Annotated in this window: 10 protein-coding genes, 1 tRNA gene and 1 pseudogene; 4 read left to right on the top strand and 8 right to left on the bottom strand. The window is 69.8% G+C overall.

All coding sequences use genetic code 11. The features are described from left to right. From FVS66_RS13550 to FVS66_RS13530, 5 genes are all read right to left on the bottom strand, one after another. Positions 1-1,166, bottom strand: a 1,166-nt coding sequence (locus tag FVS66_RS13550) for a relaxase/mobilization nuclease domain-containing protein (protein ID WP_149181443.1), incomplete at its 3' end; no start/stop codon positions are given. 4 nt (positions 1,167-1,170) lie between these two features. Further along, a complete protein-coding gene (locus tag FVS66_RS13545) occupies positions 1,171-1,752 on the bottom strand; it encodes a plasmid mobilization protein (protein WP_149181442.1) in 582 nt (193 codons plus the stop codon). A gap of 99 nt (positions 1,753-1,851) precedes the next feature. Continuing rightward, positions 1,852-2,784, bottom strand: coding sequence for a DUF2637 domain-containing protein (locus tag FVS66_RS13540; protein WP_262386980.1), 933 nt, complete (start codon positions 2,782-2,784; stop codon positions 1,852-1,854). Positions 2,785-3,141: 357 nt separating this feature from the next. Beyond that, positions 3,142-4,428, bottom strand: coding sequence for a DUF3631 domain-containing protein (locus FVS66_RS13535; RefSeq protein ID WP_187645516.1), 1,287 nt, complete (start codon positions 4,426-4,428; stop codon positions 3,142-3,144). A 231-nt stretch (positions 4,429-4,659) separates the two neighbouring features. Beyond that, the gene (locus FVS66_RS13530; RefSeq protein WP_149181445.1) at positions 4,660-4,854 is read right to left on the bottom strand and encodes a hypothetical protein; all 195 of its coding nucleotides are present in this window, start codon (positions 4,852-4,854) and stop codon (positions 4,660-4,662) included. A 131-nt stretch (positions 4,855-4,985) separates the two neighbouring features. Here FVS66_RS13530 and FVS66_RS13525 point away from each other — a divergent pair, with 131 nt between their 5' ends. Further along, positions 4,986-5,666 carry a helix-turn-helix transcriptional regulator gene (locus FVS66_RS13525; protein ID WP_262386979.1) on the top strand — a complete coding sequence of 227 codons (681 nt, stop codon included), beginning with the start codon at positions 4,986-4,988 and terminating at the stop codon, positions 5,664-5,666. Next, the gene (gene xerC / locus FVS66_RS13520) at positions 5,663-7,327 is read left to right on the top strand and encodes a site-specific integrase (RefSeq protein WP_149181440.1); all 1,665 of its coding nucleotides are present in this window, start codon (positions 5,663-5,665) and stop codon (positions 7,325-7,327) included. The genes FVS66_RS13525 and xerC overlap by 4 nt, the downstream gene beginning before the upstream one ends. 132 nt (positions 7,328-7,459) lie before the next feature. Here xerC and FVS66_RS13515 read toward each other — a convergent pair whose 3' ends face one another. Together FVS66_RS13515 and FVS66_RS13505 are read right to left on the bottom strand one after the other, a co-directional pair. Further along, on the bottom strand, positions 7,460-10,897 hold the full coding sequence (locus FVS66_RS13515; protein WP_149181439.1) for an NACHT domain-containing NTPase: 3,438 nt from the start codon (positions 10,895-10,897) through the stop codon (positions 7,460-7,462). Positions 10,898-11,390: 493 nt separating this feature from the next. Further along, a tRNA-Arg gene (locus tag FVS66_RS13505) sits at positions 11,391-11,466 on the bottom strand. A 155-nt stretch (positions 11,467-11,621) separates the two neighbouring features. Here FVS66_RS13505 and FVS66_RS36820 point away from each other — a divergent pair. Beyond that, positions 11,622-11,939, top strand: a pseudogene (locus FVS66_RS36820) (HNH endonuclease); the annotation flags it as partial. Between the two features lie 160 nt (positions 11,940-12,099). After that, a complete protein-coding gene (locus tag FVS66_RS13495) occupies positions 12,100-13,848 on the top strand; it encodes a class I adenylate-forming enzyme family protein (RefSeq protein ID WP_149181437.1) in 1,749 nt (582 codons plus the stop codon). Here FVS66_RS13495 and FVS66_RS13490 read toward each other — a convergent pair. Then, positions 13,835-15,190, bottom strand: a complete 1,356-nt coding sequence (locus FVS66_RS13490; RefSeq protein WP_149181436.1) for a M6 family metalloprotease domain-containing protein — start codon at positions 15,188-15,190, stop codon at positions 13,835-13,837. The two genes, FVS66_RS13495 and FVS66_RS13490, sit on opposite strands and share 14 nt — an antisense overlap. Between the last annotated feature and the right edge of the window lie 260 nt (positions 15,191-15,450).

Raw genomic sequence — 15,450 nt, 5'->3', positions numbered from 1 at the left:
CCGGCGCCGTCGCGTGTCGCGGTGGGGGTGCGCAGGATCGTCTGGACGCTGCGGCGCAGGACGCGGGTGCTGTCGAGGTCGGCGGTGATGCGGGAGCGGGTGGCGCGCTCGAAGAGGGCGGCGGCGCGTTCGAGTTCGGTCCTGGCGGTGGCTGGTGCGGTGAGGGGGAGCAGGTCGAGGGTTTCGCCGAGGGCGACGAGCTGGCCTTGGGCGATGTGGTCGCTGCCCTGGGTGAGGTGGTGGGGGATGCGTTCGGTGGCGGCGGTGGCCTGGTGCCAGGGGTCGGCCGGGCGGGCGGCGGCCGGTTCGGGGGTGGTGGCGGTGAGGCGGTGGCGGATCTTGGGCAGGGAGAGGTCGCCGGCGAGGGTGGAGCCGGAGAACCACACGGGCTCGCCGTGCTTGTTGAGGTCGCCGGGCAGGGCGACGCTGTAGCCGAGGACGCCGCCGGACGGTCCGGTCTTGGGCCGTACGGTCACGCCGGTCGCTTCCAGCACGGCGAAGAACTCGGTCTCGGTGGAGGCGGCGGCCACGGCGCGGCGTACGCGCATGCGCAGGATCTCGCGGGTGGTGGTGTCTTGGCCCTGGCGCTTGGCCTTGAAGTGCTCCTTGCTGGTGGGGCGTTTGGCGGCGGTGCCGTCGCCGGGGTTGAGGCGGCGGAGTCCGAGGTCGGCTTCGATCGTGCGGGCTTCGCGTTGTACGGCGCGGATGTCGTGGTCGCGGCGGGGGCGGCGGCCGTCCTGGCGTACGAGGGTGGCGGCGATGTGGATGTGGTCGTCGGCGTGGCGGACGGCGACCCAGCGGCTGGCTTCGTCGTCGCCGTCGGGTGCGATGCCGGCGGCGGCCACGATCCGGCGGGCGATGTCGGCCCACTGGGCGTCAGTGAGGATCGGGTCCTCGGGCGCGGCCCGGACCGGGCAGTGCCACACCGTGGTCGTCGGCGCCTTGTCGCCGAGCATCTTCACGGGCTGGTCGAGCTGCGCGGCGAGCTGGTCCTCGACGTCCTTCAGGTTGCGGTGGGGGCTGCGGCCGGGGTCGGGGGCGAAGCCGTTCCAGGACGCCACCAGGTGGGCGTCGGTGTGCTCGTTGGCGCTGCCAGGACCGTAGAGGTAGCCGATGAGGCGGCGCGTGGCGCGGGCGCCCTTGCCGAGGATGATCTTCGGTATCACGTGCTCACCGCCCCGAGATCACCTGGGCAACGGCCACGTCGATGTCGTCGACCGATGCCTCGACCCGGTCAAGCAGCCGCGCCACGATGTCCGAAGCGGGCCAGGCGCCGTCCTTGTTGAGGTGCCAAGCAAGCTGGTTGAGGTTGCGGCCGATCGCGGCGAGCTCACGGTTGGCGGCCATCAGCGCCTTGACCATGGCTCGGTAGTCGGCGACCGCGGCGGTGGGGTCGTCGGAGCGGGCGGCGGCGAGCGAGGTCTCGGCGACGTAGCCGCCGACCTGCATACGGCTGAGGCGGGCGGCTGTCGCGAGGAGGGCGAACTCGTCGTCGCTGTAGCGCGGGTGGACGCGCTTCTCACGCAGCGTGGGTTCGCGCAGACGGCGGCGTGGCGTGAGCAGCTGAGTGGCTTCTCCCCGAGTCGGCTCCCCCGGGCCGGCCGACCCCGGTGCCCCCTCGGCGCCGGATGCCTCCGCCTCCCCTGGGGCGGAGGCCGGGTAAGGACTCCTTACCCGACAACTTGCTGCGCTGTTGAGGTGGGTGATCGTCTCCTGCTGGGTGGTGGAGAGTTCGCGGTATGGGTCGTGCATGGATCGGTTCTCCGTGGGGTGCTGGGTGCTTGGCTGTGTGAGGCCCCCGTGTCCCCGTGCTCGGTTGCACGGGGACACGGGATGCGCCGAAGGGCGGGGTCAGACGGTGCGCGCGGGAGTGGCGGCTTCGGCGAGTGACCCGGCTTCGAAGGCGTTGTCCGTGCCGGGTTGGACTTGACGGGTGCGGTCGGCCTGCAGTTGGTCGCGCAGGAGCCGGGAGGGCTTCTGGCCGATCCGTAGTTCGGTACGCAGTCCCACGGCGGTGAGCTGGTTGTCGGGCCAGTCGGCGGTCAGGAGTCGGGCCCGGTCGAGGAGTTCGGGCGTGATGCCGGTGTGGTCGGTAGTCGACTTGGCGGCGGGGACCCGGCCGGTCGCTCGACGGCGGGTGGCTCCGGTCGACTCCGCCACGGTGGCCGACCGGGGAGGCCGGGCCGCGGGGGTCGACTTGTCTCCCTTGGCCGATCCCAGGTCGGGTGCCTCGGTGGCCTTCACGGGGGTCGACTCGGTCAGCTGCTCGGGGACCGGTTCGGCCCGGTCAGGCGTCGACTGCGGGACCTGCTCGCCGGCCGACTGGGCAGAGGCCGTTTCGGGAGAGTCGGCCGACTCGGTGTTGTGGTGCAGCACCTTGGCCACGAGGTCTGACCCGAAGTAGATCGACCCGACCGGGAGCGAGGTCGCCAGCAGCACGAGGGCCCAGTTCGCGATGTCCTGGTCGGTCAGTCGGCCCCACTGGATCGAGTCGGTGTGCAGGGCCGGTACGAGGCCGTGCACGTAGTTCAGCAGGAGGCTCGCGATCGTGTAGGTCGCCAGGACCCGCAGCGCGAACTTCCGATCGGCACCGGTCAGCACGAGCGTGGCGATCAGCGCGAGGGCCATGAGCCCGTCGACCACGATCGGGTAGAACAGGGCGGCGGTGGAGTCGGCGCCGATGGCGCGGGCCACGTCGGACAGCGCGTTCCACGAGACCCGGAAGGCCATGAGGACGACGGCCACCAGGCCGAGGACGAGGGCGAAGCGTCCCGCGCGGTTCACGCGACGACCCCCATCGGGTGCGGTTGCGGGTGCTCGGCGAGCGTCGTCAGGATCGCCGTGCTGTTTGAGGGTCTGGTCCCCGGCGGCCGAGGTGAGCCGCGCGATGCGGGCGCGGATGCTGCGTATCGCTGCCGGGGTGCTTGGGGCAGGGAAGTGCAAGGGGGTGGTCTCCAGGTGGGGAAGGGCGTGGCTGCCGGGCTCGACGGGGAGCGTGGCGGGTGACCTGTCGCGACCCGTCGCGTGCCTGGTCAGGGCGGGTACGGGTCGGGGCGGCGACATCGGGTCGACCCGTCACGGGTGGGTGACCCGTCCCGGCCCTGACCTGCACGGCGACGGGTCGGGACGGGTCGTGGCGGGTCAGGCGCCGGTCGTGGGTCCTGGCAGGAGCAGCGGCTCGGTGGCCGGTGCGGGCTCGGGGCAGTACCGGTTCCAGGCGTCGGCGAACTGCTCACGCGCGAAGCCCCTGGCTTGGAAGCCGTCGGGGAAGCGGTGGCTGGACGCGCTGATCCCGTAGTCCTTCAGCAGAAGCTGCAGGCCGCGTGCGGTCAGGCCCTTGTCCTTGTACTCTGGCCAGGGCGACTCGGTGTCCTCGTTGAGGATGCCGAGCAGGCGGCCGGTACGGAGCAGGGCCGGATTCCCTTCGGCGGCGAAGGCGCGGCGGATGTCGGCCAGGAGCCGGATGTTCAGGGCGCTGTTGTCCTGGTCCTGCTCGGCCTCGTGCCTCGTCATCGCCAGGCAGGCGGCGCGGGCAGCCTCGGGCCAGGCGCCGCCAGCGAGGTCGGCGACGGCGACCAGCGGCTCCCAGGTGTCGGCGGCTCGGTCCTCCACCGGCATTACCGGGGTGAGGTCCATCGCGGTGGCATGCAGCGGTGCCAGCCACTCCACGAGGCGGTCTCGCACGGCGTGCAGGGTGGTGGTGTCCCGTGCGGTGCGGAACTCGGCGACCTTCTCGCCCGGCCTGCGCCGTCGCATCCGGATCACGACCGAGCGGTCCATGATCGTGTCGGGCAGGTCGCCGATCCCGGCGAGGGCTGCCATGGCGAAGGTCGGAAACTTCGACACCTCGTGGTTCGGGCCGGAGACCCGCAGGGTGGGCCGGTTGCGCTGGTGGCCGGCGTTGAGCAGGCCGCGCATCTCCTCGTTCTTCTCCGCGACCTTCGCCGATCCGAAGAGGGTGTCGGCCTCGTCGACCAGCAGGGTCGGCGGGTTCTCGGTGATCGACCGGAACACGGCGGCGGCGGAGGCGTTGACCGTGATCAGTGGGTCGTGGACGGTCTCGGTGACCACGTCCAGGAGCCGCGACTTCCCACACCGCTTCGCGGGGGCGACGACCGCGAGGCGCGGGGCGTGCTGCCACGCCGTCTGCAGGTGCGTGGCCGCCACCCACAGCGTGACGGCGTCCAGCGCCTCCGGCGAGGGGAGGATTACGAACTTCGCTATCTGCTGATGCAGTTCGTCCAGGAGGGCCGATCCGATGGTTGGCTCGGGGGCCTTCTCCTCCACGGGCTCGTCCTCCCGTACGTCCTCGGTGACGTCGGCGGCAGAAGGCCGACCGGTGTACTCACCGGGCTTGCCCGGGAGGGCGGTCGGCGGCCATTCGCGCTTGTCGGGGGCGGAATAGGGCTGTGTTTCGGGATGTTCCACGGGGCAGCTCCTCGTCTGGCGGTGGCGGGCTCGCACGCCCGTGCCGCCGGGTTGGTTCTTCAGGGCCGTTCGGGGTTGCTCGGGCCTCCGGCGTCGCACCGTCGGAGGCCCTCTCCTTCTCGCGGGCAGCAGGTCGCCGCGAGGGACCACGAACCGTACGTCCACCCCCGGCGACAGTCCAGCGATTCTGTGTCAGCTCAGCGCAGAACCGTCTGCTACCTTCGTTCGCTCTCAAGCGGCCAGTCCCAACAGGCTGAGCAGGTCGGCCGTCACCACGCGGTACGCGTTCCCCAGCCGCAGGACCCTGCACGGGTACTCGCCCCGCTTCGCCAGCTCATAGCCCTTGCTCCGCCCGAGACTCAGCGCACGGTTGCCCGTATCCAGGTCAACGGCCACCGGCAGGGCCAACAGCTCCTCCCGACTCATGCCCTTCGGACCGGTTTCCACGATGTCGTCGCGCACGCGGCGCCCCCTCTCGTCACAGCCCTCGGCGAACACGACTCTCGCGTCCGGCTCCAGGCCAGCAAGAACCATGATGGGGAAGCTAATGTGTCTGCATGACACAATGCGATGTGGACGATGAAGCGGATGACTTCCCCGAGTGGGTGGACCGGGTCAAGGCCAACGTGGCCGGAGAAGTCCGGCGGCGAAGGAAGGAGATGGGGTGGAGCGCACAGGACCTGGCGGACCGCTGCGAGGAGCTGGGGCACCCCATCCCGCGGAACGTGATCGCCAACATGGAGTCCGGCCGCCGTGCCGTCCTCCCGCTGGTGGACGTCATCGTCCTGGCCGCCGCCCTGGAGACGTACCCGGCCCACCTGATCTTCCCCGTCGGCTACGTCGAGGAGACCCAGGAACTCCCCTTCCAGAGGCTCGTGCCCACCTGGGACGCCTTGCGGCGCTTCACCGGTGAGACAGAAGTGCCCGGGCACGACGCCGGCCTCGTCCCCGACTTCGAACGCCACGCCAGCCTCGTCCGCACCGCGCTCGCCGCCCTCGAAGAGGAGGAGAACGCCCGCTTCGCGGCCAAGCAGGCCACCAGCCGCGCCCAGCGGGAGGAAGCAGAACGCAAGCGGACCGCCTACGCCGACCAGGCCATTTCCGCCAAGTACAACCTCCGCCATCTCCGCCGCGAACTCCGTGAAGAGGGCGCCACTCCACCCGACCTGCCACACGCGCTGAACGACGTCGACCCGCCCGAACCCGAAACCGACCCCACCCCGGAGGAACGCCTTTGAAGGGCTCCACCCACCGCCGTTGCTACTGCCGCGACCCCAAGACCGGCAAGCCGCTCGGCAAGAACTGCCCCAAGCTCTCCAGCCGCAAGCACGGCTCCTACTCCATACGCCAGGAGCTTCCCCCTCGTGAGGACGGCACCCGCCGCTCCTTCAGCCGCGCCGGCTACGAGACCCTCAAGGAGGCTCAGGCCGATCTCGACCACGTGCGGGCCCTCCTGGGGCTCGCGGAGTCCGACGATCCCGAAGCCCTGGCCCGGATCGCGCACCTTCTGGAGACTGTGGCCGCCGAGAAGGCGCCGCTGCCGAACATCGAGTCGACCCGGCGCCGCCTCAGCCACGGCTTGGACCTGATCAGCCGGCTCACCGTCGGTGAGTGGCTGGACATGTGGCTGGCCGGCAAGAAGGGGCGGCAGAGCGCCATCAGCCGCGACGAGAGCAACATCCGTGTCCACCTCAAGCCGCGCATCGGTCACCTGCGACTCGACCGCCTTCGCGTCTCTCATCTCTCGGAGATGTTCGAGGCCATTGCGGAGGACAACGTCGAGATCGCCGAGGGCAACGCCGCCCGGCGCAAGGCGTTCGAGGACCTGGCCCGCATCCCGTGGAAGGGGCGCGAGCCGCGCGCTCGCCGCAAGGCGATGAAGGCGGCCATCGCCGACATGGAGCCGTACCGCCGCATCGTCGGGCCGGCGACGCGCCAGCGCGTCCGCTCCACCCTGCGCGCCGCTCTGAACTCCGCGATCGCGCAGCAGATGATCACCTTCAATCCGGCCGCTCACGTCGAACTGGAAGCGGGCAAGCGGCCCAAGGCGCTCGTGTGGACCGAGGAACGGGTCCTGCACTGGCAGCGCACCGGCGAGAAGTCCTCGTCCGTCATGGTCTGGACGCCGGAGCACACCGGCCTCTTCCTCGACCACGCGGCGGACGACCGCCTGTACGCCCTGTTCCACCTGATCGCGTTCCGCGGGCTCCGGCGTGGGGAGGCGTGCGGGCAGAAGTGGACCGACACCCACCTGGACGCGGGTCTCATCACCGTCGCCAAGCAGCTCGTCGTCGACGGCTGGGAGGTCTACGAGGACGACCCCAAGACCGACGCGGGTGCGCGCACCATCGCCCTGGACGCGGACACGGTCGAGGTCCTGCGCCAGCACCGCGCTCGGCAGGACGAGGAGCGTGAGAAGTGGGGGACCGCCTGGGTGGAGACCGGCCGTGTCTTCACGCGGGAGAACGGGGAACTGCTCCACCCCGCCAACGTCACCCGCCGCTTCATCGAGCTGTACGAGGAGATCGGCCTCCCGCCGGTCCGGCTCCACGACCTGCGCCACGGCGCGGCGACCCTCGCCCACGCGGCCGGCGCCGATCTGAAGGACATCCAGGAGATGCTCGGCCACTCCTCGATCACCATCACAGCGGACACGTACACGAGTCTGCTTCCCGAGGCGGATCTTGCGATCGCCGAGGCTGCGGCCCGTCTCGTCCCGCGTGCGCGCGCCGTCTCCGGAATCGGTGCCCGCGAAGTGGAGCCCAAGACCGAAGAGGCTGAGGAGTCCGTGCCGGATGGTACTGATCTATCGGTAGAAAAGCCGGGACCTGGCAAAGCGTCCGCTGACGCACCGCGTACGCCAACGGCCCCCGACGAGGAGTCCGCTGGACGCGCGTAGACGCACCACAAGACGCGGAGCTGGGCTGCCCAGTGGTGATGGCGATGCGCTTGCCTGGGATCTGCCGGTAGAAGGACAGTTTCAACTGGGGCCGCTGGCCAACGTGGAGCGCGGCGCCTGTATGCGTCCCGTTCACCCCACACGGGGTTCCGCTTCTCGCAGAGCCTCACTCGCGAGCTTGGCGGGATTGGCGCCGACAATCGAGCAATCGTCCTTCGAGCACGAGGTGGGCCCAGGAGGGGGATTCACAGTGCGGCAGCTCAGACACATCCAGCCCGGCGTCGGCCGACTGGTGACACTGGTTAGGATCTCGATTAGAGCTGGTGGCTGGGCCCTGACGATGTTCCTGATGGCTGCCTCCTGAACGTGACCATCAGGGTCGTCCAGGAGCTGTCGGATCTGGTCGTTGAGCGAATTCCTGCCCATAACCGTGATCATGGAGGCTGCTACTGCACGCAGCACGGGATTGTCGCTGTCCATCCAGCAATCCGGTTCGGGCCCTGACGCGAGTGATGCCAGTGCCACAGCCGCGAGGCGCTGGTGTCTCGTGCTCGGGTTCAACTTGGGCAGGAGGGCCCTCAATCGCGGTGCTGCCTGCTCGGCGATGGGCGCCTTCCACAGTGACTTTGCCGCGAACCTCGCCTGACCGAGGCCGAGTGTCAGCAGTCGGATCAACAGCCGCACGGCCGCCTCGGGATCGTTCACGGCGGACCAATCAGGAGCGCACCGTTCTTGTGCGTTGTCGAAGAGTGCGAAGTAGGGGTCGTTGTCCTGCGAGCGTTCCATTCGAGCCAGGGCGATCTTCGCCTGGGAGGCGAGAATCGCACGGTCGAAACCGTAGAGGGATGTTGCCAGGCCGATGAGTTCTCGGAGAGTTTCGTCCGATTGCTTGCTTAGGCGGTTCGATCCGCCAGTGTTCATATCCATCGTCTCGACGAAATCAGCCAGCTCATCGAGGAGGGTCGCCTGCGTGGTCGAAAGGTCGGTCATCACGTGGTCGGCGATGAGCCGGAGGAAGTGCGCGTAGAAGGAGCCGTCGTAATCCCACGACCAGGACTTCGCCAGCTCCTCCAGCTTCTGTGCCGTCGCGTCGTGAATGGCTTGAACGTCGTCGTCAAACCCCCGCTCGGCGAGAAGTCGACTGAGTGTCTTCTGGAGACCGTCCGGAGCTTCCAAGGCGCAAGCGGTGACCAAGTGAGCGGTGTGCGGGACATGGTCCAAAAGCACTTTAGCCGCTTCGGCCTGTGTCCTGGTCAAGCTGTCGTCGGCGAGCCATGTTCTGAAGTCGAGCGTCGTGTCTCCGTCCGATCGTGGCCAGTGTGGCAACGCTCGCAGGGCAAGCACGTCCTTCAGCAACTGCGGGTCCTCCACGACGGAGGAGTCCGGGCGGAAGCGAAGCTGCAGTGAGGCAAGTGCGACCAGGGCATGCTCGGGACCGAGTTCCGTCGCCGCAGCTTCTGCGGATGCACGAAGCTCAGCCGGTACAGGCAATCCGAGAAGGTCCTTCCAGCTCTGCCACCCCTCCTGGGTTCCGTGGGCGACGTGACCGATCAAGCACTCGCAGATCTGTCGGATCGTTGCGTCGTCGAGTTCGGCCCCTTCTCTGGCAGCCTGGACAAGCGACCTCGCCAGTACGACATCATCAGGGTTTCGGTGCAGTGCGGTTGAGACGGCGCGAGCTACGGCCACGTCGAGAGTGCACGCGAGAACGAGTGGTTCGAACTGCTGGCCTGCGATCCGCGCATCGACCCAATCCGGGATCTCGTGTGGGCGGGAGACGATGCGCATGGCGTCTCCAATTTCCGCGAAGAGTGCGATCCGTGGGGCGACGGTTTCCTCGGCGCCGGACAGTACGAAGATGCCGGTTTCGTCGAAGAGATGGACTGCATCACGCGCCGCAGTCGCCGCCCGGGCCGGCGGTAGTCCCCAGGGCTCACGGAGATCGGCGGCAATGGCGGCGACGACCGACTCCTTCACGGCTTGCCCCTGACTGTTCAGGATCTCGGCGGCCTCGCTGGTGAACGCGTGCATAGTTGCTGTCTGTAGTTCGGTGCCCGCCAACGGTCCCAGAGTGCGACCGTTGCCGCGCCGCACCTCGCGGTCGGCCACAATGTCTTTCACGACTGCTTCGAGGATTGTCGCACGCTGCTTCGGGAGCGCCTCGGTTGATCGCCGCACGGCGAGGAGGGCAAGCAGGACGGGGATCAGGGGCGTCTCACACAGCAGGGAGTCCTGCGCCAGCGCTGATCGCACCCATGCCGCGCGCTCGGCAACCCAGCCCGGCCTGTCCGCCGCCTTGGGAAGCCTCTGGGCCGCGGCCAACGTCAGGACCGCGGTCACCGTGCTCTCCGCTGTGGATGGTGACCGCAAGCGCAAGGTCGGCCATCCGAGCGTGGCAGCCTGACCGTAGGCGACATCGCGGGTGGCCAGCAGGATGCAGACTCCTTCAGGCACAGCCGCGACCAGACCGGATATTTCACCGACGACCCTCGACCGCTGATCGTAGGTCTCGTCGAGCGAGTCGAGGATCAGGGCGATGCCACCATCCTTGTCCAGGCGCTCGTTGATTTCGGTGGTGAGCACGCTCCGGTCTGCCGGCCTATCCTCGCGTACGGCCGCAGCGACGAGGCGATCCCGGAAACCCGCTTGCGAACCCGCCATGTTGACTTCACGAAGCGATACCCGCACGGGCAGAGGCAGAGTTCGATCCGAAGCCAGATGCGCCGCCAAACTCCTCAACGCAGTGGTCTTCCCACCTCCGGGCAAGCCGGTCAGAATGGCGCGGCCACGGCGGAGGAAAGCCCAGATCAGCTCACTCTCGTCCCGGTCGTCGTCCGGGTTCGTGCCTACTTTGATGCCCGCGTCCGCTTGGGCGAGAGGGAGGTTGGGCAACTCGGCTCCCAGCGAGCGCAGATCGATCTCCGTACCCTCCCGGGCAAGGCGCTCCCTATACCGTTCCAGTGCCAGCCGCCGGGTCTCCAGCGCGGCCGCCGGGGTTCCCTTGGTGCTGCTAATTTCGATGCCCTCACCGTGCAGAGCATCCAGCCAGCCAGCGAGCCTGTACCCACCCCGGAGCCGGGCTGTGCGACCCGCGATTCTCGTCAGCGCTGCCCACGCCCCACCAGCCGAGTCATCCCCGTCGTTGTCCACAACATGACGCAAGTGGCCGATGGCCATCTGCGACTCTGGTTCTTCCGGCTCCTCTACCCGCAGCTCCCAGATCACTGCGCACTTGAGGGCCAGGGCACGTTCGGGCTCGTCCAAGGCGCCCAGGAGAGCCCGAACATCCGCCAGGACCTCGGCCTCCTCTTTCGTGGGTGAGCCAGGGTGGTCGGTTCGCTCGCGATTCAGGACTTGCTGCAGCTTTCTCATAGGCCCGCTCAGCGTTCCCGAGACGATCACCAGGCGATCCCTGGCGGGATCAAGTCCAGCCCTGGCGGCCTGCACCCACTGGGCCACGGCTTCTTTAAGGGGCTTGCCGGCGGTCAGGCTCCGCTTGGCCTGGACTAGCGCACGCTGTCCTGACTCGAAGTCGATCCTGATGTCGTCGACAGGATCATCGGTTTCCAACGACACAGACGCCACTCGGGCAAGTGCGGGAGGGATCTCGATCCCCGGCAGCGGAACCCCTGAGAGTCCACATGCCACTGCGTACGCAGCAACGCCGCGCCGGTATTCAGTACCCGCATCGCCGGAAGCGCCTGCGACGCTCCCAGACCTCGCCCTTGAGCTGCCGACCACACATAGAGCCTACGCGGCCGGTGCCGCCTTGAAGGGACATCCAGGAGATACTCGGCCACTCCTCGATCACCATCACGGCGGACACGTACACGAGCCTGCTTCCCGAGGCGGATCTTGCGATCGCCGAGGCTGCGGCCCGTCTCGTCCCGCGTGCACGCGCTCCTCGCGACGTGCCGGATGGTGCTGATCGTTTGGGGGTTATTTCGGGGGCTGCCGCCCCGTCCGCTCACGCAGCGCGCACGCAAACGGCCCCGGACGAGACGTCCGAGGCCGAGTGAGGCCCCTCCCTGGGGGATAAACCCCAGGTCAGAGCCGTACTGCATGGTGCCCCCGGCAGGATTCGAACCTGCGACACCCGCTTTAGGAGAGCGGTGCTCTATCCCCTGAGCTACGAAGGCGGGGCGGCCGTGCGGATACGCGCAATGAATACTCTGAGTGAGTTTCCATCCGCTCTCAGCAAGGTCGTCGACCGCCAGTGAGGCGGCCCCAGACAGGGTAGCGGATCAGGGTGGGTCGGTGGGGCGGTGGCTGATGCTGGGGGCGGCTTGTTGCCGGGGCTGACCGTGCTGTCGGTGGGGCGCCGGCCTCCGCCCCGGCGTCGGCGGTCCAACCCGACGAGGTCGACAACGGCCTCGCGCTCTGCTCGCTGCACCACACCCTCTTCGACCTCGGAGTCCTCGGCCTCCTGCCCGACCTCCGTATCCAGGTCTCGCAGCTGTACGTGGCTCGCAGCCGCACCGGTCAGGCCGTCGACGCCCTCCACGGCCGGCAGGTCGCGCCGCCCAGGCCCGGACGCCCCACCATCGACCCGGAGTTCGTCCTCTGGCACGGTCGGCAGGTCTTCAAACGGCCCGGAACGCAGGCCGTGTAAGGCCGCGTAAGGCGGCATAAGGCTCGGTCGGCTTCCGGTTTCCGCCACTCTCGCCACTCCGGTGCGGAGCGCGAGGGCAACGGGCGTGGGGCGACGAGTGCTGGCGCGGCAGGGCAGGGCCTCCGCGCGGCACGGCTGGGGTGTCCTGTAGCGTCCCGGCGTGTCGTACGTCGAGTCTTCATCGCGGGCCGAGGCCGTGCTCACCGCGCCCGGGGCGCCCTTCGAGGTGGCGCGTGGGGACGGCGGTCGGCTCGAGTACGTGGGTGGGCCGCGGACCCTGCGAGAGTTCGTGGAGGTCACTTGGGCCTTCGGTGACCAGGTGTTTCTCCTTGGTGAGGACGGGACCGCCTACACATACCGAGAGTTCTTCGCCGCCGCCTGCGGGCTCGCGCGGCGGCTGACCGATGAGTTCGGGCTGCGGCCGGGCGACCGGGCCGTGGTGGCCGGGCGGAACCATCCCGAGTGGCAGATCGCGTTCTGGGCCACCCAGCTGGCCGGGCTTGTCGCCGTGCCGCTCAACGCCTGGTGGACGGCCGACGAGTGCGCGTACGCGCTCGACGACTGCGATCCGAAGGTGCTCCTCGTCGACGACGAGCGCGTGAGGACGGTCCAGGAGTGGGCGCGGCGGCGCGGGGTGCCGTGGGTCGACTTCCGTGACATGTGCGCGGGGGATCCCCTGGTCGCGCCGCCATCCGTCGAGCTGAGCCCCGACGACGACGCCACCATCCTGTACACCTCCGGCACCACCGGCCGCCCCAAAGGCGCCGTCGCCACGCACCGCGCGCAGGTCGGGGCCGCGCTGAACCCGCGGTACCAGGCCGCCGCGGCCGCGCTGGAACGCGGGGGCGTCCCGGGGCAGGGCAGGCCGCCCGTGTCGTTGACGACCTTCCCGTTCTTCCACGCCGCCGCCTTCACCTCCGTGTACGGAGTCATGGCGGCCGGCGGCACCCTCGTCCTCATGCGGAAGTGGGACGCGGCCAAGGCCCTGGAGCTCGTCGAACGCCACCGGGTCACCCACTACGCCGGCGTCCCCGCCACCGCGCTCCAGCTGCTCGACGCCGCCGGTGGCAAGGGCCTGGACAGCCTCACCAACTTCAACACCGGGGGCGCCTCCGCACCCGCCGAGATCGTCCGCCGCCTCACCGAGGCGTACGGCGACCGCATCGAGCCCCGCAACGGCTACGGTCTCACCGAGACCTGCGGCGGGGTGCTCGCGCAGTACGGCGACGCCTACCGCCGCCGCCCCGACAGCGTCGGCCGCCCCACTCCCGTCACCGAGGTACGCGTCGCCGGACCCGACGGCCGCGCGCTGCCCGACGGCGAGGTCGGTGAGCTGCTGCTGCGCGGGCAGAGCCTGGTGCGCGGCTACTGGCGGGACGAGCGGGCGACCGCCGAGGCGTTCACGGCCGACGGGTGGTTCCGGACCGGGGACCTGGCCGTGGTGCGCGAGGACGGGCGGGTCAGCGTCGTCGACCGCATCAAGGACGTCGTGGTCCGGGGCGGCGAGAACGTGTACTGCGCCGAGGTCGAGGCCGCCCTGCACGCCCACCCCGCCGTCGCCGACGCCGCCGTGCTGGGCGTCCCGCACCCCGTGCTGGGCGAGGAGGTCGCCGCCGTCGTACGGCTTCGGGGCCGGGACGCGGGGTGCGCGGCCGCCGATGACCCGCGGGATGAGCTGCGGCACGACCCGCGGGATGAGCTGCGGCGCCGGCTGCCAGATGAACTGCGGCGCGAGCTGCGGCACGACCCGCGGGATGAACTGCGGGCGTACGTCGGGCGGAGCCTCGCCGCGTTCAAGGTGCCCGCGCACGTCCTCGTCCACGACGGTCCACTGCCCCGCAACGCCGCCGGCAAGGTGCTCAAGGACGAGCTGCGCACCCGAGTCGCCGACGTGCTCAGCGGCGGGTGACGCGGATGCGGTACGACCCGTCCCGCTCCTGCCCCAGCACCGAGATCCGGACCCGGCCCGTCCGGTCCTCGAACGTCTCACCCGGCCCGTACGGCGCGTCCGACAGCTCCGCGTGCACATTGGGGTGACGCGTGCACCCGCCGCTGTTCTGCTCGCTGTCGGCGACGGTGACCGGGCCCTGGCCGGTGTCCACGTCCGACTCGACCCGGTAGATCAGCACGCCCGGGTCGCACACCGCCTCGTCGTTGCCCTCCCGGGTGCGGACCTCCACCGCGTACCCGGAGCGACGGCTCAGCGGCACGAACGCCAGTTTCCTGCCGTCCCCGGGCCTGGCCAGCGGCGTGAGCGTGTACTCCCGCGTGCCGGGCGTCGACGCGCAGTGCACATGGTCGTTGTCCAGCCAGCCCAGCTTCCACTTGTGCCAGCCCAGCAGGTCGTTGTTGGCCCCCCAGTCCTCGGACATGATGTCCCAGTGGCCGACCGTCGCGCCGCCCTCGGAGGTGTACAGGTCGGGCAGGCCGAAGGCATGGCCGTTCTCGTGCGGCAGCACCCGGTAGCCGGTCTCCGCGAACGAACCCGAGCCGTCGTCCTGGCGGCTGTACACGAATGACGTGTTGGAGAGCACCACGCCGTCCGCGCGCGGGGCGTCACCGTTCCCGGAGAACGTGACGGACAGGACCGTGTCCAGCGCCGAGGGGCCTGCGTTCGGCGTGACCAGGACGTTGATCAGGTCGTACGCGCTGAAGTCCACGCGCTTGTCGGCCGCCGCCACGATGTGCTCGACGAGCTTCCGGTACCCCGGCTCGTACGGGGCGCCGCGCTCGATCCCGTACGAGCGGAACGGTAGCGGCATCCGCAGCCAGCCCTGCACGGGCACGTACGGGACATAGCGCAGGCGCCCGTACGAGCTGGTGGCGAACCAGTCCGAGGTCTGCGGGAAGAACTCCGCGAAGCGCCGCATCGCCAGGCCGTCCCCGGGCGCGTCCGGGAAGTCGATCATCAGGTTGAGAGCGCGGACCACGCCGGTGGAGCGCGCGTAGCCGGGCGGGGTGGGGACGCCCTCGGACATCTGTACGCCCGCGGTCGTCCGGATGCGGCAGGGGGCCAGGCCCGATGCGTCGGCGGCCTCCGCCGCGCGTGCCTCCGCCCCGGGGTCGGTGCCGGGGTCGGCGTCGGGGTCGAGTTCGGTCCCGGGCTGGGCCGCGGTGGGGCCGGCGGAGGCGGGGACCGGGCCGTGGAGCGTGGAGCTCGCGGTGGCCAGGGCTGCGACAGCGAGGGTGGTGACGGTGCCGATGGCGACCGTCCCGCGTATTCGCCGAGGCCGGCGGGTCCCCTGTTGCATGCCCAACAGCCTGTTCCGGGTGGTGCGGGTGCGCGCGCCGGATGGTCCGTTCGTGGGAACGGGAACCATTGGTGACGCAGGTCACAGGGGTGGGTGAAATAACCGGGGACGGTCTCCCCGTTTGCATGGGTGTCGCCGACAACCGGGGAACGATTCCCCGGTTCTCGGAGCCCGATATTCGAGTGAAGGAGTTGCCGACCGTGACCGCCATGACGACCGCCGCCGCGACCGGCGAGGCCGCCGCGACCGGCGAGGCCGCC

The sequence above is a fragment of the Streptomyces sp. TRM49041 genome (assembly GCF_008271805.1).
GTDB lineage: Bacteria > Actinomycetota > Actinomycetes > Streptomycetales > Streptomycetaceae > Streptomyces.
Note: the sequence above shows the minus strand (reverse complement) of the source record. Positions and strands in the feature narration are given on the sequence as shown.